The organism is Hyphomicrobium sp. 802, from assembly GCF_000526135.1.
Lineage (GTDB): Bacteria > Pseudomonadota > Alphaproteobacteria > Rhizobiales > Hyphomicrobiaceae > Hyphomicrobium_B.
This window is the reverse complement of record NZ_JAFM01000001.1, coordinates 2438587-2456668: the sequence shown is the minus strand read 5'-3', so window position 1 is coordinate 2456668 and position 18082 is coordinate 2438587. Positions and strand designations below refer to the sequence as shown.

22 protein-coding genes are annotated in these 18082 nt (G+C 59.8%); 8 read left to right on the top strand and 14 right to left on the bottom strand.

Features of this window, described 5'->3' with window-relative positions; translation table 11 throughout:
• Positions 1-12 precede the first annotated feature (12 nt).
• On the top strand, positions 13-903 hold the full coding sequence (locus HYP802_RS0112325) for an aldo/keto reductase family oxidoreductase (protein ID WP_024275854.1): 891 nt from the start codon (positions 13-15) through the stop codon (positions 901-903).
• 230 nt (positions 904-1133) lie between these two features.
• On the opposite strand, the gene cysQ is transcribed toward HYP802_RS0112325, so the two are convergent.
• The 5 genes from cysQ to HYP802_RS0112295 form a co-directional block, all read right to left on the bottom strand.
• Entirely contained in the window at positions 1134-1958 is an 825-nt protein-coding gene (gene cysQ / locus HYP802_RS0112315) for a 3'(2'),5'-bisphosphate nucleotidase CysQ (protein ID WP_013947607.1), read from the bottom strand.
• Positions 1959-1969: 11 nt separating this feature from the next.
• On the bottom strand, positions 1970-2788 hold the full coding sequence (locus tag HYP802_RS0112310) for a hypothetical protein (protein ID WP_013947606.1): 819 nt from the start codon (positions 2786-2788) through the stop codon (positions 1970-1972).
• Between the two features lie 208 nt (positions 2789-2996).
• Complete coding sequence (locus HYP802_RS0112305) at positions 2997-4862, bottom strand: sensor domain-containing diguanylate cyclase (protein WP_013947605.1); 1866 nt, start codon at positions 4860-4862, stop codon at positions 2997-2999.
• Between the two features lie 127 nt (positions 4863-4989).
• Complete coding sequence (locus HYP802_RS0112300) at positions 4990-5490, bottom strand: anthrone oxygenase family protein (protein ID WP_024275853.1); 501 nt, start codon at positions 5488-5490, stop codon at positions 4990-4992.
• Positions 5491-5645: 155 nt separating this feature from the next.
• Positions 5646-6848, bottom strand: coding sequence for a YbfB/YjiJ family MFS transporter (locus HYP802_RS0112295; RefSeq protein ID WP_029670965.1), 1203 nt, complete (start codon positions 6846-6848; stop codon positions 5646-5648).
• A gap of 490 nt (positions 6849-7338) precedes the next feature.
• Between HYP802_RS0112295 and HYP802_RS0112290 the strand changes: the two genes are divergently transcribed.
• The 3 genes from HYP802_RS0112290 (at position 7339) to cysC (ending at position 9180) form a co-directional block, all read left to right on the top strand.
• Positions 7339-7785: a DUF1810 domain-containing protein gene (locus HYP802_RS0112290; RefSeq protein WP_024275849.1), complete on the top strand. Its 447-nt coding sequence runs from the start codon at positions 7339-7341 to the stop codon at positions 7783-7785.
• A gap of 203 nt (positions 7786-7988) precedes the next feature.
• Positions 7989-8327: a hypothetical protein gene (locus tag HYP802_RS0112280; protein WP_024275848.1), complete on the top strand. Its 339-nt coding sequence runs from the start codon at positions 7989-7991 to the stop codon at positions 8325-8327.
• 211 nt (positions 8328-8538) lie between these two features.
• Positions 8539-9180, top strand: a complete 642-nt coding sequence (cysC, locus tag HYP802_RS0112275; protein ID WP_013947600.1) for an adenylyl-sulfate kinase — start codon at positions 8539-8541, stop codon at positions 9178-9180.
• A gap of 60 nt (positions 9181-9240) precedes the next feature.
• On the opposite strand, the gene HYP802_RS0112270 is transcribed toward cysC, so the two are convergent.
• The 3 genes from HYP802_RS0112270 to HYP802_RS0112260 form a co-directional block, all read right to left on the bottom strand.
• On the bottom strand, positions 9241-9786 hold the full coding sequence (locus tag HYP802_RS0112270; RefSeq protein WP_029670964.1) for a peroxiredoxin: 546 nt from the start codon (positions 9784-9786) through the stop codon (positions 9241-9243).
• Between the two features lie 132 nt (positions 9787-9918).
• Entirely contained in the window at positions 9919-10794 is an 876-nt protein-coding gene (locus tag HYP802_RS0112265) for a ParA family protein (RefSeq protein ID WP_013947598.1), read from the bottom strand.
• A 175-nt stretch (positions 10795-10969) separates the two neighbouring features.
• Positions 10970-11158 (bottom strand): hypothetical protein, encoded by a 189-nt coding sequence (locus HYP802_RS0112260; protein ID WP_024275845.1) that lies wholly within the window; start codon positions 11156-11158, stop codon positions 10970-10972.
• Between the two features lie 212 nt (positions 11159-11370).
• Between HYP802_RS0112260 and HYP802_RS0112250 the strand changes: the two genes are divergently transcribed.
• Positions 11371-11799 (top strand): hypothetical protein, encoded by a 429-nt coding sequence (locus HYP802_RS0112250; RefSeq protein ID WP_155831219.1) that lies wholly within the window; start codon positions 11371-11373, stop codon positions 11797-11799.
• An 11-nt stretch (positions 11800-11810) separates the two neighbouring features.
• Here the strand turns inward: HYP802_RS0112250 and HYP802_RS0112245 are convergent, their stop codons facing one another.
• The 4 genes from HYP802_RS0112245 to eno all read right to left on the bottom strand — a co-directional run bounded on the left by HYP802_RS0112245 (position 11811) and on the right by eno (position 15181).
• Positions 11811-12803, bottom strand: a complete 993-nt coding sequence (locus HYP802_RS0112245; RefSeq protein ID WP_013947595.1) for an SDR family oxidoreductase — start codon at positions 12801-12803, stop codon at positions 11811-11813.
• Positions 12804-12823: 20 nt separating this feature from the next.
• Positions 12824-13318, bottom strand: a complete 495-nt coding sequence (locus HYP802_RS22345; protein WP_013947594.1) for a hypothetical protein — start codon at positions 13316-13318, stop codon at positions 12824-12826.
• Between the two features lie 108 nt (positions 13319-13426).
• Complete coding sequence (locus HYP802_RS0112235; RefSeq protein ID WP_013947593.1) at positions 13427-13741, bottom strand: hypothetical protein; 315 nt, start codon at positions 13739-13741, stop codon at positions 13427-13429.
• Between the two features lie 153 nt (positions 13742-13894).
• A complete protein-coding gene (gene eno, locus HYP802_RS0112230; protein WP_013947592.1) occupies positions 13895-15181 on the bottom strand; it encodes a phosphopyruvate hydratase in 1287 nt (428 codons plus the stop codon).
• A gap of 154 nt (positions 15182-15335) precedes the next feature.
• Between eno and HYP802_RS0112225 the strand changes: the two genes are divergently transcribed.
• From HYP802_RS0112225 to HYP802_RS0112215, 3 genes are read left to right on the top strand one after another with little or no spacing between them, the layout of a single operon-like run.
• The gene (locus tag HYP802_RS0112225; protein WP_013947591.1) at positions 15336-15695 is read left to right on the top strand and encodes a GFA family protein; all 360 of its coding nucleotides are present in this window, start codon (positions 15336-15338) and stop codon (positions 15693-15695) included.
• A 9-nt stretch (positions 15696-15704) separates the two neighbouring features.
• Positions 15705-16412, top strand: coding sequence for a 7-cyano-7-deazaguanine synthase QueC (queC, locus tag HYP802_RS0112220; protein WP_013947590.1), 708 nt, complete (start codon positions 15705-15707; stop codon positions 16410-16412).
• Positions 16391-16636, top strand: a complete 246-nt coding sequence (locus HYP802_RS0112215; RefSeq protein ID WP_013947589.1) for a hypothetical protein — start codon at positions 16391-16393, stop codon at positions 16634-16636. Before queC ends, HYP802_RS0112215 begins: the two co-directional genes overlap by 22 nt.
• Before the next feature lie 180 nt (positions 16637-16816).
• On the opposite strand, the gene HYP802_RS0112210 is transcribed toward HYP802_RS0112215, so the two are convergent.
• Together HYP802_RS0112210 and HYP802_RS0112205 are read right to left on the bottom strand one after the other, a co-directional pair.
• Positions 16817-17305 carry a PaaI family thioesterase gene (locus tag HYP802_RS0112210; RefSeq protein WP_013947588.1) on the bottom strand — a complete coding sequence of 163 codons (489 nt, stop codon included), beginning with the start codon at positions 17303-17305 and terminating at the stop codon, positions 16817-16819.
• Positions 17306-17317: 12 nt separating this feature from the next.
• Positions 17318-18025 carry a queuosine precursor transporter gene (locus tag HYP802_RS0112205; RefSeq protein ID WP_013947587.1) on the bottom strand — a complete coding sequence of 236 codons (708 nt, stop codon included), beginning with the start codon at positions 18023-18025 and terminating at the stop codon, positions 17318-17320.
• Positions 18026-18082 lie beyond the last annotated feature (57 nt).

Below are 18082 nucleotides of genomic sequence, written 5' to 3'. Positions count from 1 at the left end.
AAGGAGACGCCCATGACCACCCTCGACACTTCCGACACCTTCAAACTCGGCGACCGCACCGTAACGCGCCTCGGCTACGGTGCCATGCAGCTGACCGGCCCCGGCGTTTTTGGTCCGCCAAAAGACCGTGCCCAAGCCATTGCCGTTTTGCGCGAGGCCGTTGCGTCGGGCGTGAACCACATCGACACCAGCGATTTTTACGGCCCGCACGTCGTCAATGAACTGATCCGCGAAGCGCTGCGCCCCTACCCGGACGACATGGTGATCGTGACGAAAGTTGCCGCCCGCCGCGGTGACGATGCCTCGTGGATCCCGGCGCTCTCACCAAAAGAGCTGACCCAAGCCGTGCACGACAATCTGCGCAATCTGGGCGTCGATGTGCTTGATGTCGTCAACTTCCGCAGCATGCTCGACGTGCATGGACCCGCAGAGGGCTCGATTGAAGAGCAAGTCTCTACGCTTGCCGACCTTCAGCGAGAGGGACTGATCCGCAACATTGGCCTCAGCAATGTCACACGCAAGCAAATCGAAGACAGTCGCAAGATCTGCGACATCGTCTGCGTCCAGAACTTTTACAATGTCGCGCACCGTGACGACGACGCCCTGATCGACCAGCTCGGCGCTGAAGGCGTGGCCTACGTGCCCTTCTTCCCGCTCGGTGGCTTCACACCGTTGCAGTCGTCGGAATTGTCGGCAGTCGCCGCCCGTCTCGGCGCAACGCCTATGCAGGTCGCGCTCGCATGGCTGCTCCGGCGGGCATCGAATATCCTGCTGATCCCCGGTACGTCATCGCTGGCGCACCTTCGCGAAAATCTGGCGGCAGCAGAGCTGCAATTGCCGGACGATGCGATGGGCGAATTGGATCGTATTTCTGCAGACACCGCCCCGGCAAACGGGCATTAGCTCGAACGTTGAAGGAACGGGGGAACGAATTCTCAGCCGGACGCCTTAATCCAATATGGAAAACGGCAACGATCCCCCGACCATCCCTTTCCCGACGCAAGAGCCGGGCGAGTTACCGCCGCTGCCACCTGAGCCGAACAAGCCGCCTGAGCCCTCGCCGATCCCGATTGACGATCCGGCCGAGCCGATGCCCCATCCGCCGGGAAGGTAAGTGCTGGGAGCGAGCGATGCTACGCGTCGATCACGCCGCTGCAATTCTGCAGCAGCGTCCGCAGGGTCTCCGCATCGCCGCCGTACGAGATGAAATGCGGATTGTCGTAAGACCCGTCTGCCGCGCACGGCACGCCGTATTCGAGTTCTCTGCCGTCCGACGTCAGCGTGCAGCCACCGGCACCGCGCAAGACCGCATCCCCCGCCGCGGTGTCCCACTGCATCGTCCGACCGAAACGCGGATAGATATGAGCGTCCGCCATCGCCACGAGACAGAACTTCAAAGACGAGCCAACCGAGACCTTGCGATCGACCGGGAGCTTCTGCAGAAAATCTTCCGTTTCCACATTTCCGTGCGAAGCACTCGCGACGGCGGTTAGGCGGCCATCTCCACATGACGCGCGAATTTGCGAGCGCTCACCAATCGAAGCATCTTGCAAAATTGCGGACCGGTAAGATGCCAAGCCGTCACTGCTAAACAACTCGCCACGCGCCGGCGCGAAGACGACGCCGAGTTTCGGCTTCCGGTTTTCGACGAGGCAGATGTTGACCGTATAATCCGGCCTGCCACGAATGAACTCTTTTGTCCCATCGAGCGGATCGACAAAAAACAGCGCGCGGCTTGTTGAATGATCTGCAACGCAAGAAGCGGCAGATTCTTCCGCGATGATCGGAATATCCGGCGCGACCCTCTGCAGCGCGCGCACGATCAGATCTTCCGCCGCCTGATCGGCATCCGTCACCGGACTGCCGTCGGACTTGGTCATAACGTTGGCGCCACCTTGCCGAATTTTGGCAATGAGTGTGCCGGCCTCGATGGCAATGCGTTCGAGCGTATCAAGCATTTCTTCTTCTCTTACCCGAACAAACGGGCAAGGCGCCGCTCGCATTGATAGCGGGGTCTCAGAAGCTCCGAGCGCCTGAATTGACTTTGCAGATCGGGGGCAACTCTGACGTCTTCTTTCAGCACCCACCGTCGCCACAGATAACGATCAAGCTGTGTGCGCGATTTAAGCTCGACGCGCTCAGCTTCCGACAGATCGCCATGGCGCACCATCGTCCAACCGGCCTTTGCTTTTCCGTCCTCAGTCGTGTTTTGCCGTTTAGCCACCGGCGAGATACCGAGTTCGGCCGAGATTTTGCGAACCAGGTCGTCCGCCTCGCTGATCGGAGCAATATGATCGACAGACGCCAACGCTTCGTCGAGCAGACGCATCTTCTGCTGATCCGACAGTCGCACCAGATCCAGCCACGGAAGTTCGAGCCAGCGGTCCAAGAGGAAATGCGAAATGAAGTTCTGGCGCGTTGCCCGCAAAAACAGCGAGAACCCATAGGGCCGCAGTCCCTGCTGGATGTACCGGATCATGCGATAATTGTAATAGGACAGCATCAGGCTTTCGGGCTCGCGAAGAATGATCGAGCGAACGATTTTGCGGTCCTTGAACTGCTCCTCGATCGAGCGGCCGATGAAATGCCCGGATAAGGCTTTGATCTGGTCGAGCGGCGCCGGCGGCTTATCGTTGTATTTTCGACCGAACCAACCGAGCGGAAATTGCCGCGTCCGCTTCGGCGCAAACCACACGCCCGAATGGCCCAGCTCGTACGCCAAATGCTTTTCAACCGTCGTACCTGCGCATTTCGGCACGTGGATATGGATGAGCAACGGCTCCGGCATGCCAGACTTCCCCCCGTGATAGCTCGACGTCGGATAGACTGAGCAGCTTAGATCACATTATCGGCAAGTCACACCGAGAGAGCTATCCTAAAAGTCATAATGGACAACTTTTTGGTCGCGGGGGATCGCGGCTTCGCGCGGCGCGAAACCCATATAACAGACTGTTTTTGCGTAATTATTCCTGAAATGAGGCGCGCATTCGCGCCGATTAGGCTTGGTCGGCTACGCTCTCGTGAAAGACCGAGCGATTACGACCCGCCGCTTTCGCCTGATAGAGCGCCTTGTCGGCAACGAGAAGTAGCGACGCCAAATCGTCGTCCGGCGCCGATCGCGTCGTCGCCCCCACACTGACCGTCACGGCAACGCTGAGACCGTTCTCCATTGCGATCGGCCTGGCCTCAAGCGCCCCGCAAATTCTGTCTGCTACGGCCTTCGCCTCACGCGCCCCACAACCGCTGAGCAGAATGGCAAATTCCTCGCCACCCAATCGGCCGACGAGATCCTGTTTCTTGACGCAGGCCTTGATCCGCTTTGCCGCAGCGGCCAGCACCTGGTCGCCACACGGATGGCCATACTCATCGTTAATCGACTTGAAGTGATCGAGATCCATCATCAGCAGGCTGACGGGTGCGGCGTGTGCTGAGGCCTGCGCTATTGCGGCAGAGGCGCTATTGATGAAAGCGCGCCGGGTCAACACCTCGGTAAGCTGATCCTCCGTCGCCATGCGCTCCAGCTCTTTTGTGAGCCGGGCGCGTTCCTCCGCCGCGAGGTAGGAGTCATGGATGTCGGTGCTCGTGCCGAACCATCGCGTGATGTTTCCCTCGTCGTCCCGTATCGGCAAGGCCATGACGCGAAGCCACCGATACTCTCCGGAATGATGACGGAACCGATAGTCGATGTCGTAAGGCGTGCCGGTTGCAATCGCGTCGCCCCACTTCTTGCGGACCATATCCCAGTGCGCCGGATAGACCAGCATCTTCCAGGTATCTTCGCTGATTTCGTGTGAGAGCATCCCTGTAAATTCGCTCCAGCGCGCTGAAAAATAATCGTGCCGTCCCTCGGCATCGCAGCTCCATACGATTTGCGGCAGCGCTTCCGTCAGGGTTTCAAATTGAAAGCGGCTCTGCGCCAGCGCCGACGCCGTTTCCATCTGATCGGTCACATCGACAACGACGCCGGACATGCGCACGAGGTCGCCGCGGTCGTCGTAGACAGGCTTGGCCGACGTAATGACCCAACGCAGCGCTCCGCCATGCGGCAGGACACGATACTTGCAGCGATAAGAGGTCCGCGTCTCGATGGCGGTATGCAGCGTCTCCTCTACGCGCGCGCGGTCACCGCTATGGATCGCGCGTATGAAATGCCCGTCATCGACACCGCGGACACAGCCAGTGGCGGACAATCCATACATTCGCGCCACGTTGGCGTCGGCCGTGCTGATATTCGTTTTGACGTCGAAGTCCCAGACGCCGACCATACCGGACGATTCAAGCGCAAGCTTCAGCCGCTGCTCCGACTCCCGAAGTTTGCGCGCGCATTGGACATGGCTCGTAACCTCCGACGCGATTGCAAGCACGCCCAGCACCTGTCCCTGCGCATCGGCGACCGGCGTGAAATGCAGATTGAACCAGCGCGTCGCCCATTGGCCGTTGCGCACGAGACGCATCGGCTGATCATGGAAGCTGCAGCTTTCGCCGGTGAACACGCGCGATAGAACGTCGGCGTAGAATTTCGCCCCTTCCCCGACAACCTCTTCGACCGGCCGGCCGAGGAAATCACCGCGTGTAAATTCGCTGAATAGCACGGTCGCCGCCGCATTCGGCACGAGGTGACCTTCCCGTCCGACCATCAATGCCATGGGTACGGACGCGTGGGCCACAAGCCGCGCGGCCATGCTCAATGCCGTGGGCCAGTCCTGAAACGGCGGCAGCCCCGACGACGGCCAATCGAAATGCGAAATCCCGGCGAGGCCGCCGTTGTCGGAGCGTCGAGACAGAAGCAAATCAATACTGCGCGTTGGAATATCGCTGTCGCGCATCAAATCAGTGACCCACCGCGTCACGACAAAATTCATTCCGTATTCTGAAAAGGTATTCTAAGCCGCCGGCATTGAGAAAGCGTTAGGATATCGCCAACAGTTCTCTGATATTCCGTATTCGGATATTATGAAAATAACGCTTAAAAAGCCGACGGTATTGTATTTAGGCCGAACGCGCATTCCACGCCGTCAGGGCGAAAATGAACAGCGTGCTCGCTGCAATCGAGGCAGCGGTACGGACGTGGTTCCATATCGTCCAATCGGACACGTACCGCTTCCAAACGCCCCCTGACGATGCCGTCATCGGATCTGCAGCCGCCAAAGCGTCGTTTAGCGGTACATTGAAGACAATTGTAACAATGAACATGCCGACGACATAGATCACGCCGCCCGCGAACATCGGAGCGGCGCCCTCGTTTCCCCAATGCCATAACGCCAGAACCGCCAACGCCAAACTGGCGACCGAAGTGCCGAAGAACAGCGGCATGAACAGCGATTTTAAAATGTCTGTGTTGATGGCATTCATCGCAGCAATCCTCGCGGCATGGTCGATCCGACCTAGCGCCGCCATGATGAATGCTGAAAACGCGAAGTAAACGCCGCCCATCACGGCGCACCCAATGGCGGAAAACCAGAGCAGCGCTGTCACGATCGTCTGCATCATTGCAACTCCCGACGGCCGGACATGTCCGCGAGGAGAAGCTACGCGTCCCGATGGCTTTCCCAAAGCAGTTATTGGCAGCCAAACGAAGTGCGCAGAATATGAACGGCAGTATTTTTCGGCCAACGCCTTGCTGGCGATACGCGAGCCCTTGCCGCCTAGCGCATTGCTTTTTCCCGGAAAGTCCCGCCGACATCAATGACGAGCGCCAGTGACATCGCAATCATGCCGATAACAAACAGAATGCGATAATCGCCGCCGCTATGTGCGAAGATGAATGAAAATCCGTAAGCGGCTGCAGCCTGGCACAGCGCAAACGCCACGGTCGCCACGCTCCAAGCCGCCTTCTGCTCGGCCGGATGATGCGGCAGAAGCTCGTGAATGCGCCCGAGAACCAGCGGCACGGTTCCGGTCACGAACGCACCAATGATGACGCTCGACAGAAACAGCCAGGGCGTGCTGGTCACGTCGAACACGAGCAGACCGATTGCGAAGATCTGCAAGCTGAACGCCAAGCGCAACGCCGATCTAAATCCGATACGGTCCGCGATGTGCCCAGCCAGAATCGGACCGGCCGTCGCGCTCAGTCCGAAGGCGACCCAGAACTCCGCACCGACTTTCACACCTTGCCCTAATCCGCGCGCCACGAAATCGACGAGAAAAATCATGTGCGGCACCCACCCACCCGCATTGAGCGCATACTCGACATAAAGCGCGCGGAGTGCACCGAGGCGCGGCGGATGAACATGGCCCGATGGGGCCGTCGGCACATGACCCGGCCCATCCGGCCAGCCGCTCCAGGCAATAGCCGTCAGCACGAACGACAGCACTCCAAGGCCGATCCATGCGGCCTGCACTCCGAACTGCAATAGGAAAGGAATGACCGTTCCCGACGCCGCAATGCCGGCGCCGATCCCCATGAAGATCAGCCCGCCCGCCAATCCGCGCCGCGCAGGCGGAACGTGCGCAAGCACCATCGGAGCGGCGAGAACCATCATCGCTCCGCCCGCAAAGCCCGCAGCAAAACGCCATACGAAAAACCAGAGAAAGCCTTGCGGCGACGCGCACGCGAAAAAGGCGGCCGTCGCCAGGACCATCATGGCGCGCAACACCGCGACGACGGAAAGGCGTGCGGAAATTGGTCTCCCGAGCACGGCGCCTGCGAGATATCCAGCGAGATTGGCCGCGCCGAGATAGGCAGCGTCCGCCGGCGCAAACCAGTGCGCATCGACGAGCGCGGGCAGCAGCGGCGTATAGGCGAAGCGCGCGAGCCCGATACCGATGAGGCCGGTACAAAATGCACAGATGATGGCTCTGGCAATTCTCGGAGAAGATGCCTGCAAGACATCAGTGCGCGCCATACCGGTATCCCTTTTTGTTCGCGCGCGACCATACGCAAGCACGGGGCATCCACAATAGGCGCTCCGCGATGGCACCTTTGCTCTCGGGCCCCTTGACGAAGAGCCCCAAAATTCAAGCGAAATCTCACGCCGATCCGCAGACGACCGATTCATCGTGCGCCGCAGCCTTCGCCTGAAACTTCCTTTGGAAAGACGGCCGGGAAATATTTGTGCGAATACGGAGCACCACCTATAAGAGCGGGGCTTTTATGACTTTTCAGCATGCCATTTTCCGGAGCAGACGATGACCAATGAAATGCCGATGATCTCGCAACTGCGAACAACAGGCTGCGCCTTCTAAGCGCAGCGCTGACGTCGATTTTCACGTTCGCTTTCAGCTTCTCTTTTGTCGATCTGACACTTCCGGACCGTCCGCTGCTGCCGCCTCAGGATTGTCGTAACGACGCTAAATCCTGTGCGCACGGCGTCGACCGGCTTCTGCGGTGAGACCATGCAAGACCTTCCCGATCCATTCGACCTCGAACGCTTCGTCAGTGCTCAGGCGCACACCTACGAGCGCGTCGTCAGCGAATTGACGGCCGGCAAGAAGCAATCCCATTGGATGTGGTACACGTTTCCGCAGATGCGCGGATTAGGCTCCAGCGCCATGTCGGAGAAATATGGCATTGGCAGCTACGAGGAAGCACTCGCCTATGTCTGTCACCCGGTGCTCGGTCCGCGACTTGCACAAATGACGGCGCTGATCCTCGAACACCGATACGATTCGCTCCTCCAGATTCTCGGCAATCCGGACAATCTGAAATTCCATTCCTCGATGACGCTTTTCGCCGCCGTCACTGGACACGAAAGCATTTACGCGCGGGCACTGTTCACGTTTTGCAATGGTCCCGACCCAAAGACGATGGAGTTCCTCTCAAAATCGCGCAAGCTCGACTGACAGGCTTCGTCCGGACACATAATCCGCGGAAGATTTCCGCACGCGGCCTGCACCCAAGCCGGAAAAAAGATTTTTCGCCGTCTTAACTGTTCGTTACACGGCGTCCCCGAAAATGCTCACGACTATCGCGATCCCAAGTTGTAAGGCCGCGCGCTTCGTTGAAGTAGCGAACAGCGCTCGCACCATTCCGACCAAAGATCGCAATGAGCCACATTCGGACCGAGCGCTTGCAAGCCATGAAAATTCTGCCGATCCTCGCGGCCGCCTTCATCGTTTTTATGCCCGCACTGGCGTCCGCTGCCGACTTCGGCGGCGAGGAAGCCCCGCCGGAAGAAGCTTTCGTCACGCCAATTCCGCCGCCGGTCCTGCTCGCCCGCCCCTATAATTACGTTTACGAGGAAAACGGCATCTACTACGCGCCGCCGTACCCGATGCCCTACTTCGGACTGTTCCCTCAGTGGGGACCGCAGGTCGCGTTCATGCCGCAGCCGTATTGGCAGCCTCCCCCGCGGCCGCCGCATCCGCCACGCCGCCGCTGGTAGAGCGAGACGCGCCAAAGTCTGTCAGATGGTCGCCGTCGGTATCTCCGGGCGCGATTTTTGTTGCCTCCCCGCACCGCTTCGACGAGCTTATTACTGAGCAAGATATAGATGTGCAAAAAAGCCTATATCTTTCGGCATAGCCGTCCAATGACGATTATCTTGGAGGCGTGCGGTCGCCCAGAAGCCTGGGCCGTGACCTCCGGGGGGAGCCATGAGAAAAATCGGCATGGAAAGTTTGCGCGGAGATCGCGCTTTGAATCTGCTTTGGCAGGATACAGCCGTCTGCAAAGACGATCGGGCCGACGCTAAGGGGCAGAAAGCCTGTTGCTTGTGGTTCACCGGGCTTTCCGGCGCAGGCAAAACGACGATCGCCAATCTTCTCGACCAGACCTTGCATGCCTCCGGCCAGCACACGTTCGTGCTTGACGGCGACCGCTGCCGTACCGGCCTCTGCAGCGACCTCGATTTCACCGAAGCGGGACGCGCCGAAAATGTTCGCCGCATCGCCGAAGTCGCCAAGTTGATGGTCGACGCCGGACTGATCGTCATTGTGTCGCTGATCTCGCCGCTCCTTTCTCACCGGGAAACGGCACGAAAGATCTTCGATAACGGCGAATTTCTTGAGGTCTTCGTCAACACGCCCCTCACCGTCTGCGAGCAGCGGGACGCCAAGGGGCTCTATAAGAAGGCGCGGCAGGGCCTCATTCCGCAGTTCACTGGCGTCTCAGCACCTTACGAGCCGCCACTGAATGCCGAAATCGAGCTGAACGGCCGCGCGCATCCCGAGGAACTCGTGGTCGCGATCCGTTCCAAACTCGAAGAATTGGGCGCCCTGGAAGGCCCTTACGGCTGACCGCCACCCGGCAGCCAGCCCATCCCGAAGCACCTTCTGTATCGCCGAGTGCGATCGCGTTTAGCTGTGGTGCTTCGTCTTCCAGGCTTTGACCGCCGCCAGCGTATTCTTCACGTGCTCCGACGGATCGAGCGCCGTGTACTCGTAGGAAATGCGCCCGTCCGGCGTCACGACATAGGACGTCCGGCTGGCATAAGGCATGAAGCCCATCATCACCGAGTCGTAAGCTGTCATGATCCGCTGGCCACTGTCGGCCGCCACCGGAAATTTGCTGCGGCACTCCGACGTCGAAAACTTGTTGAGCGTCGCGATGTCGTCGTTGCTGATCCCGATCACCGAAGCTCCCAAAGCATGGAACTGCCCCATCGCCTCAGCGAAATCGTGCGCCTCCTCGGTGCAGCCCGACGTGAAAGCCTTCGGATAGAAATAGACGACGACGGGCCCTTTCTTGAGCGCCTCAGGCAGGGAGAACGTGAACTGCTTGCCTCCGAGTGACGCCTGCGCCTTGAACATAGGCGCCTTGTCACCGGGCTTGAGCTGCGCCAGCGCCGGCGTCGTGACTGCCGCCAGCGAAATCAGCAGGTATCCCAGGAAACGGATCAGCATGATTGGTCCCCTCACTTATCAAAACCCAAAGCCGAAGGGCGATCCGACCTTGGCTCGAATAGCCGGACTTATAGCGCGCGCATCGGGCTCCGGCATCCCCAAATGGTCGCTGATCCACTCAGTATCCGACTATCAGCTATTTGCGCTCACGCGCTCGACAACCGCCTTCGTCAGCGCCACGACATCTGGCAATGCGTTGCCGTATTTCTGCCGCGCCGTCCGCAGGTTGCCCATCCCCGGATGCGCGGCAGCGTTTTGCAGAGCCGCCGTATAAGGCACCGGCCTGGAGATCGCGTTGAGATGCGCCAGCCCTTCTTTGATGTGCTGGAGCATCTCGCGTTGTAGAGAATTCGTCGCCTGATACTGCGTAATCAGCGGATGCACCTTGACCTGCGCCGCAAGATCGAGATCGTCCGCGAGAATGAACTTCAGGAAGTCCGTCAGCGTCGAATAGGCGTTCGTCTCAAGGCTCGTCGGCGCCAGGATATGATGCGCCAGCCGGATGCCCGCCAGCGCGAGCGGTCCTGGCCCCGCTGGACAATCGACCAGAACGGCATCGTATTCGTCATCGAATTTATTCAACTCTGCGCGCAGAGCTTTCGCAAGCTGCACATCGAGGCGGTCGCGCCGCCGTTTCCGGTGCGCAGAACGTTCGAAGTCGGCCATGTCGCCCAGCAGCTCATGGTTCGACGGCACGATATCGATAAAACCTTTTTCCCGGTCCTGAAGCTCGACGAGATCGCTCGCCGCCACCCGATGCGAAGCAAGACGGATATCGCGTCCGCGCGCAAAGGCCTGAAGCATGGCGCCAAGGCCGATCCGCCTCTCGCGTAGTTCCTGCTCCGCGTCGATGCCAAGCAGCGCCTTGGTCGCCCCGGCCTGCGGATCCATGTCGAGTACGAGCACGCGAGCGCCGTAGGAAAGCGCCAGCCCATCGGCCAGCATCATCGTCGTCAGCGTCTTGCCGACGCCGCCTTTCGGATTGGCGATCGCAATCGTAACGCTCATCGCCACACTCCCCGGCCCACCAGCCAGGACGTCAAAGTGTTGTATAGAAGCCCGACGAGACCACGCACGAGCATACCGGAACGCCCCCAACTCCCCGGGATAGACACTACGTTCCACATCGAGCAAATGCCAGCCCGGCGATACCACAACGCGCGGACCGACAAGGTAAACGGCCCTATTTGGCGCCGACCGGACGGCGTGACGGGCCGTCGTCGTACCGCCACGGGCTATTTTTGCGCGCCCGCTCTCTGGCGACTTCAGGATCGATCTTCGGCCGCTTGTTGACGGGCGTCTGCACCGGGGTTGGCGTCACCTCCGCATCCGGTTTGCGTTCGCGCCGATGGATCCATCCGAGCATGCTCATCAAAGATAGCCTTTACGATAACATTGCCATTCGCCCTTCGGAGCGCGACGCCCCTTCGAGCGGTACCGCAGAATCAAATCGATCATAACAAACGGACACCGCGGGCGCGCATGTCATAAAACTGGAAGTTTGTTATCTGCGCGTCCCACTCACGGCATATTTCGCGCATCATTGCTGTCGTGCGAACGATCCCGCTGCGAGATGCTATTGAGATGAGATTAAGATCGGCTGCTAGGTTTGCGATTGCAGGTGTCATCGCTGCCGTGCTGTCAGGATGGCTCTCGCCGCCCACAGACGCCTGGGCCAAACACAAAAAGCCGAAAAGCCTTTCCACGGCCAACAGCGATCCCTGCGCCGAGCCGACAAAATTCGTCAACGACCAGCTCGTAAAAATTCGCGCCTTACAGGCCTCGCAAGCCGCGCGACCGACCAACACCGTTTTCAGCTTGTTCAGCTCGAACACGCACGTCGATCCCGACAGTTACGCGCAAATCGCTAATTTGCGTCGCGACGCCGATACCGTGAACGAGATGCTGCGCACCGGCGGCTGCAAACCGATCGACATCGATCTGGTGCTCAAAAACATGCCGGCCCCGGCGCCGACTCCGGCAACACCGAGCCACAAGAAACATCGGCAGTAAGCGCGTTGTCGTTAAGCGCCATAACCGCCGATGACGGGAAGTATCTCGCCCGTGATGTAGCTTGAGCAGCAGGGCGCTGCCATGAATACGAACGCGGGCGCGATCTCTTCCGGTTGTGCCGCGCGCCCCATCGCCGCCGATGTTCCGAACTTGGCAACATCCTCGGCCGGACGATCGGCAGGGTTGAGCGGCGTCCACACCGGCCCCGGCGCGATGGCGTTGACGCGAATGCCGCGCTCTATGAGTTGAGACGACAGCGAACGCGTAAACGCATGAATGCCGCCCTTGGTCATCGAATAATCCAGCAGTTCTTTGCTGCCTTCGATGCCGGTAACCGATCCCGTCATGATGATCGCGGAGCCTGGCGCCATATGTGGAACGGCAGCCCGCGCCATGTAGAAATAGCCGTAGAGATTTGTCTTCAGTGTCCGATCGAAATGCTCGTCGCTGAGGTCGAGAATATCCGACGTGTGCTCTTGGAAAGCCGCGTTGTTCACGAGCACGTCGAGCTTGCCGAGCGTCTTCACCGTTTGCGCGACGGCATCTTCGCAAAATTTGGAATCCGACACATCGCCTTCGATCAGTAGGCAGCGTCGTCCTTCCTTTTCGACGGCTTCCTTCGTGTCGAGCGCATCGTTGCGCGATTCCAGGTAACAGATCGCGACATCGGCGCCTTCCCGCGCGAACAGCACGGCGACAGCCCGGCCGATGCCGGAATCCCCGCCGGTGATTAACGCGACGCGATCCTTGAGCTTCGCCGAACCTTGATATCCCGGCGCATCATACATCGGCGCAAGTTGAAGCGCGGCTTCATCGCCGGACTTTTCCTGATGCTGCGCCGGAAAATGCGAAGGGTATTCGCGCGCCCCCGCCTGCATGACCGGCTTTGATTTTTTCTTTTTCTCCTGCCCGGCCTCCTTGGCATCCAGGAGATCGACCTCATCCTGAATGTCGCGGCCTTGTTGCGCCGTGCGCTGAGGTTTTGATTTTGCTTGCGTTGCCATGATTATCCTTCGCAAATGGACTAGTGGCCGCCGCCCGAAGCTCCGCCGCCTGCGCTGCCGCCCGCATCACCAGCGCTCCCACCTGCACCCGCGCCGACACTTGACGCACCCGTTCCCGGCGATGATCCGATGCCGGTGGTCCCGGTACTCGTCCCGCTTGTCGAAGGGGCTCCGCGCATGATCGTGTTGTAAGACGATCCAGATGGTCCCGGGTGCAACGTGTCCGCATCGGGATTGCGCACCGCGGCGCTGGTGCCGTCTTCAATCTGCAGTCGTTGCGGACTGGGTGCCGCCGGATCGAGCCGATGCCGTTCCACCGGTCCAGCCGCGCTGCCCGGCGCTTCCGTCGTCGGCTGCGAGCTTCCGCGGTTGGCGGGCATGTTCGGATCGTTGGCGTTCTGCTGCGTCACGCTTTGTTGGATGCGCATGCTTTCCGGCAGCGTGTTGTCCTGTGCCAACGCTGATGCAGCAGGAGCGGCGATCAGAGTTAGGGCTATCGCTGTTAAATGTTTCATGTCGCAGCTCTCCTTTGCGAGGCAAACGACCTGACAGCGCGACAGTTCCAACAAAGAAAAAGCCCCGACGCGGGGCTTTAACAAATGGCTTGCATGAAGACGTAGGCGTCAGCCTTTTTGCGGCCTCGCATCCGTCAATCGCTTCGCGCCACGATAGAGAAACCAGATTGCGAAGAACGGCGACAGTGCTGTTAAAATCGTGACGTCCCAGGTCAGGCAGATGGTACGCTTCACCGCCACGAAGAGTGGCGATTGCGGCTCTTCGAACTCGCCCGGAATATAGTTGCTCGCAACAGCCGGTTCCGAAATCTCGACCGGCACGGACCTGCGAACTGTTCGTGGCGTCCACGATTTACGCCGGAAATTCTCGACCCGTCGCGGGCGAGCAATCGCCTGCTGAGCCAATACTCTCGATTGTCGCATTACTAACCCACCCTCTTACTCGCGGCAGAAACGCTCGCGAGGGGCAAAACGTTCCGACATCAAATCAGCATAGAAGATCGCAAGCGAAAGTGACGGAAAGTCGGTGAAAAACGCCCTCGGTTCCCTAATGTTCGAAAAAACGGCCCCTAAAGTTTATGCTGAGGCACGTTTAATTACTGATCGTCCAGCATAAACGGCGACATCGCCAAGCTCTTCTTCGATGCGGATGAGCTGGTTGTACTTTGCCAAACGATCCGAACGCGACAGCGATCCCGTCTTGATCTGACCGCAATTCGTCGCCACCGCGAGATCCGCAATCGTCGAATCTTCGGTCTCGCCGGAGCGATGCGACATGACGGCGGTATAACCCGCGCGCTGCGCCATGCTGACGGCGTCGAGCGTTTCTGAGAGCGAGCCGATCTGGTTGACCTTCACGAGGATCGAGTTGGCCGTTCCCTTCGCGATGCCTTCCGCAAGCCGTTTCGTGTTCGTCACGAAGAGATCGTCGCCAACGAGCTGCACGCGATTGCCAAGAAGATCCGTCAGGATCTTCCACCCGGCCCAATCATCTTCTGCCATGCCGTCTTCGATCGAGATAATCGGGAAACGGTTGACGAGATCTTCGAGGTATTTGGCGTTCGCCGCGCTGTCGAGCGCCTTGCCCTCGCCGGCAAGCTCATACTTGCCGCCCTTGAAATATTCGGTCGAAGCGCAATCGAGCGCAAGCATCACGTCGTCGCCCGGCTTGTATCCTGCCTTCTCGATCGCCTTCGTTATGAAGCCGAGCGCTTCGTCAGCGCTTTTGAGGTTTGGCGCGAACCCACCTTCATCGCCAACCGATGTGCTGAGGCCGGCGTCATGCAGGTTCTTCTTCAGCGTCTGAAAAATTTCCGAACCCATCCGGATCGCATCGGCGCAGGTCTCCGCTGCCACCGGCATGATCATGAATTCCTGAATGTCGATCGGGTTATCGGCATGTGCGCCGCCGTTGATGATGTTCATCATCGGCACCGGCAGGATGTGCGCATTGACACCGCCGACATAGCGATAGAGCGCCAGGTTGTTCGCAATCGACGCAGCCTTGGCGACGGCCAGCGAAACGCCGAGGATCGCGTTGGCGCCGAGACGGCTCTTGTTATCCGTACCGTCGAGCTGGATCAGTGCCGCGTCGATGCCGCGCTGATCTTCCGCGTCCATACCCGACAGCGCGTCGAAGATCTCGCCGTTGACCGCATCGACCGCCTTCTGCACACCCTTGCCCTGATAGCGCGCCTTGTCCCCGTCGCGCAGCTCGATGGCTTCATGCGCGCCCGTCGAAGCGCCCGATGGCACCGCTGCGCGTCCCTCCGAGCCGTCTTCCAGCACCACATCCACTTCGACTGTCGGATTGCCACGGCTGTCGAGAATTTCGCGGGCAATGATGTCAACGATGGCGGTCATGAGCGTTTCCGATATTTTCTGGTTGGCTTGTCGAGAGACGACGGGTGTGACAGGTTCGGGCGGGTTTTAGCCGCAATCGCTAATAAGGCAAAGTCCCTGCGGGCAGTCGAACGCCTACCCGAAAGGACATTTACCCGAGAACCAAGGTATACCAATGTCGGAAACGAAGAAGTGGACCGGAGGTTGCCACTGCGGCCGCGTCCGTTTTGAGGCGGAGCTGGCCCTCGAAGGCCTGAAAATCTGCAATTGCTCCTTCTGCCAGAAGCGCGGCGCCATCATGGGCTTCGTGCCGGAGAGCGCTTTTTCCCTCTTATCGGACAAAGACGCACAGGCTGAGTACCAGTTCAACAAGAAGGTGATCCACCACACCTTCTGCCCGGGATGCGGCATCGGCTCCTACTCCTACGGCACCACACCGGGCGGCGCGACGATGGTCGCCGTCAACGTCCGCTGCCTTGACGGGATCGACGCGGCGTCCCTGAAACCGACGCTGTATGACGGCAAGAGCCTCTGATCGTACCCCATGACGACACCTGAAACATCCGCGCTCGTATTGTTCTCCGGCGGCCAGGATTCAACCGTCTGCCTCGCCTGGGCGCTTGCGCATTACGACCGCGTCGAAACGATTGGGTTCAAATACGGCCAGCGCCACAGCGTCGAGCTTGCCCAACGCCACGTCGTTCGCGACAAGCTCGCGAAGTTGGGAAAGGTGGGCGGGCGGCTCGGGCCTGACGCGGTGCTTGATCTTCCTGCCCTACAGAGCATCAGTGACACGGCGTTGACACGCGAAACCGAGATCACGTTCGCGGCGACGGGCCTGCCGACGACGTTCGTGCCGGGGCGCAATCTCTTGTTCCTCACCTACGCTGCAGCACTGGCCTACCGGCGCGGCATCACCACCCTCGTCGGCGGCATGTGCGAAACCGATTTCTCCGGTTATCCCGACTGCCGCAACGAAACGATCCAGACGCTCGCGCAGGCGATCTCGCTCGGCCTTGCAACGCCGATGACCATCGAAACGCCGCTGATGTTCATCGACAAGGCCGGAACTTGGGCGATGGCGTCCGAACTCGGCGGCGACGATCTCATCAAGATCATCATCGAGGATACGCACACCTGCTACATGGGCGACCGCACCAACCGTCATGACTGGGGGTACGGCTGCGGCATCTGCCCGGCGTGCGAGCTGCGCGCGAAAGGCTGGATCGAATGGCAGTCTCAGCAGACCTGAAACGCGCCGTCGATCTCGCCATCGCAGGCGATTGGGACGGCGCCCATCAGATTGCCCAGCGCGACGAGCGCGATCCGATGCATCGCTGGCTGCACGCCATTCTGCACAAAATCGAAGGCGACGGCTTCAACAGCCGCTACTGGTACCGTGGCTCCGGTCATGCCTATGAAGATTTCCCGTCGCCCGAAGCCGAGCTTCAGGCCATCGCCGAAGCGCTAGAATGATCCGGCCTTATATCGAGGCAGAACAACGTCAACCCGGCGCGGGCCGGAATCCAGGCAAACCGCAGCCCCGCAAATGTCGATCATTGTCTGGGTGCCAGCCTACGCCGGCATGACGATATTGAAGAGACGGCGTAAACCTAGAACAGGTCATCTCCGATCTAAATCCGAGGATAACAAACATCAAAAACTGAAAACCAGACACGTCGTCGTTGCATGCGCGATGAGCTTGCCGCGCTTGTCCGTCAAACGTCCCTCAGCCGTGGCAGCGCGCCGCCCACGGCTCATGATGAGCCCTTCCGCACGCACGAGGCCGGTATCCTTCGTCATCGGCCTGAGCAGCGAAATCTTGAACTCCATCGTCGTAAAGCCCGTGCCTTTCGGCAGCGTCGAAAGTACGGCGCACGCCATGCTGGAATCGAGCAGCGTAGCCGTGTAGCCCGCGTGCACGGTCGCGATGGCGTTGTAATGTCCGACCTGCGGCTCGGACTCGAACACCGTCCGTCCCTCTTCCGCCTCGACGATCTGAAACCCGAGCGTGGCCTCGATCGGCATTCTCGGCACGTCACCGCGCATCATCGCTTCGAGGTACTGCAGCCCGCTCATCGACGCCATCGTCGCGACGTCGATGATGGCGTGATGCTCTCCTGCGGACATGCTTTCGTCAGCCAATATGAAGCTCCCTCACGCGTCCAGCTTGAACGGATTGAAATCAGTGTGGCGGTCGAAATAGTCCTCGTTCTCCGCCCGCTTCAACGCGGCGACCACGCGCACCGTAATCGGCAGGAACACGATCTCGACCAGTGTCTTCACAACGAACTGCGAGATCATCAGCGTCAGCACGAGATCGTTCGGCATGATCCCGGAGTTGTAGAACGCTAACGGATAGAACAGCGAGGAATCGACCGCCTCGCCCGCAATGGTAGACGCCACGAAGCGCCAGCTCATGTGCCGCCCTTCGCTGCGCACCTTCATCTTCGCGAGCACATAAGAATTGACGAACTCGCCGCAGAAATACGCGATCATCGAAGCGCCCGCGATCCGCCACGTATTGCCGAAGGCGACTTCGTAGATGTGCTGGTTTGGCCACCCAGGTGCGGGTGGCAGCGCGACGATAACGGCCGCCATCACCGCCGCGAAAATGAGGGCCGCGAAACCCGCCCAGATCACGCGGCGCGCCCGCGCATAACCATAAACTTCCGTCAGCACGTCGCCGAAGATGTAGGAGATCGGAAAGAACAGCACGCCTGCTCCGAACGTTACCGGCCCGATGACCGGAAGCGTCAAGGTCGCGGCCTTGGCCGGCCCGATCAAATTCGAGCATATAAGGACGACGACAAAGGCGACCATCACGAGGTCGAAATAGCGATAGGTGCGCTGCTCGGTCACCATTGCCCCCTCTGAGACTTGGATAAGTCGCACTTGACTGGCGCCCCCGGCGCCGTAGGT

Coding starts and splice junctions, on each gene's coding strand:
- HYP802_RS0112325 (WP_024275854.1), top strand. CDS start 13: ATGACCACCCTCGACACTTCCGACACCTTCAAACTCGGCGACCGCACC.
- cysQ (WP_013947607.1), bottom strand. CDS start 1,958: ATGCTTGATACGCTCGAACGCATTGCCATCGAGGCCGGCACACTCATT.
- HYP802_RS0112310 (WP_013947606.1), bottom strand. CDS start 2,788: ATGCCGGAGCCGTTGCTCATCCATATCCACGTGCCGAAATGCGCAGGT.
- HYP802_RS0112305 (WP_013947605.1), bottom strand. CDS start 4,862: ATGAATTTTGTCGTGACGCGGTGGGTCACTGATTTGATGCGCGACAGC.
- HYP802_RS0112300 (WP_024275853.1), bottom strand. CDS start 5,490: ATGATGCAGACGATCGTGACAGCGCTGCTCTGGTTTTCCGCCATTGGG.
- HYP802_RS0112295 (WP_029670965.1), bottom strand. CDS start 6,848: ATGGCGCGCACTGATGTCTTGCAGGCATCTTCTCCGAGAATTGCCAGA.
- HYP802_RS0112290 (WP_024275849.1), top strand. CDS start 7,339: ATGCAAGACCTTCCCGATCCATTCGACCTCGAACGCTTCGTCAGTGCT.
- HYP802_RS0112280 (WP_024275848.1), top strand. CDS start 7,989: ATGAGCCACATTCGGACCGAGCGCTTGCAAGCCATGAAAATTCTGCCG.
- cysC (WP_013947600.1), top strand. CDS start 8,539: ATGAGAAAAATCGGCATGGAAAGTTTGCGCGGAGATCGCGCTTTGAAT.
- HYP802_RS0112270 (WP_029670964.1), bottom strand. CDS start 9,786: ATGCTGATCCGTTTCCTGGGATACCTGCTGATTTCGCTGGCGGCAGTC.
- HYP802_RS0112265 (WP_013947598.1), bottom strand. CDS start 10,794: ATGAGCGTTACGATTGCGATCGCCAATCCGAAAGGCGGCGTCGGCAAG.
- HYP802_RS0112260 (WP_024275845.1), bottom strand. CDS start 11,158: ATGAGCATGCTCGGATGGATCCATCGGCGCGAACGCAAACCGGATGCG.
- HYP802_RS0112250 (WP_155831219.1), top strand. CDS start 11,371: ATGAGATTAAGATCGGCTGCTAGGTTTGCGATTGCAGGTGTCATCGCT.
- HYP802_RS0112245 (WP_013947595.1), bottom strand. CDS start 12,803: ATGGCAACGCAAGCAAAATCAAAACCTCAGCGCACGGCGCAACAAGGC.
- HYP802_RS22345 (WP_013947594.1), bottom strand. CDS start 13,318: ATGAAACATTTAACAGCGATAGCCCTAACTCTGATCGCCGCTCCTGCT.
- HYP802_RS0112235 (WP_013947593.1), bottom strand. CDS start 13,741: ATGCGACAATCGAGAGTATTGGCTCAGCAGGCGATTGCTCGCCCGCGA.
- eno (WP_013947592.1), bottom strand. CDS start 15,181: ATGACCGCCATCGTTGACATCATTGCCCGCGAAATTCTCGACAGCCGT.
- HYP802_RS0112225 (WP_013947591.1), top strand. CDS start 15,336: ATGTCGGAAACGAAGAAGTGGACCGGAGGTTGCCACTGCGGCCGCGTC.
- queC (WP_013947590.1), top strand. CDS start 15,705: ATGACGACACCTGAAACATCCGCGCTCGTATTGTTCTCCGGCGGCCAG.
- HYP802_RS0112215 (WP_013947589.1), top strand. CDS start 16,391: ATGGCAGTCTCAGCAGACCTGAAACGCGCCGTCGATCTCGCCATCGCA.
- HYP802_RS0112205 (WP_013947587.1), bottom strand. CDS start 18,025: ATGGTGACCGAGCAGCGCACCTATCGCTATTTCGACCTCGTGATGGTC.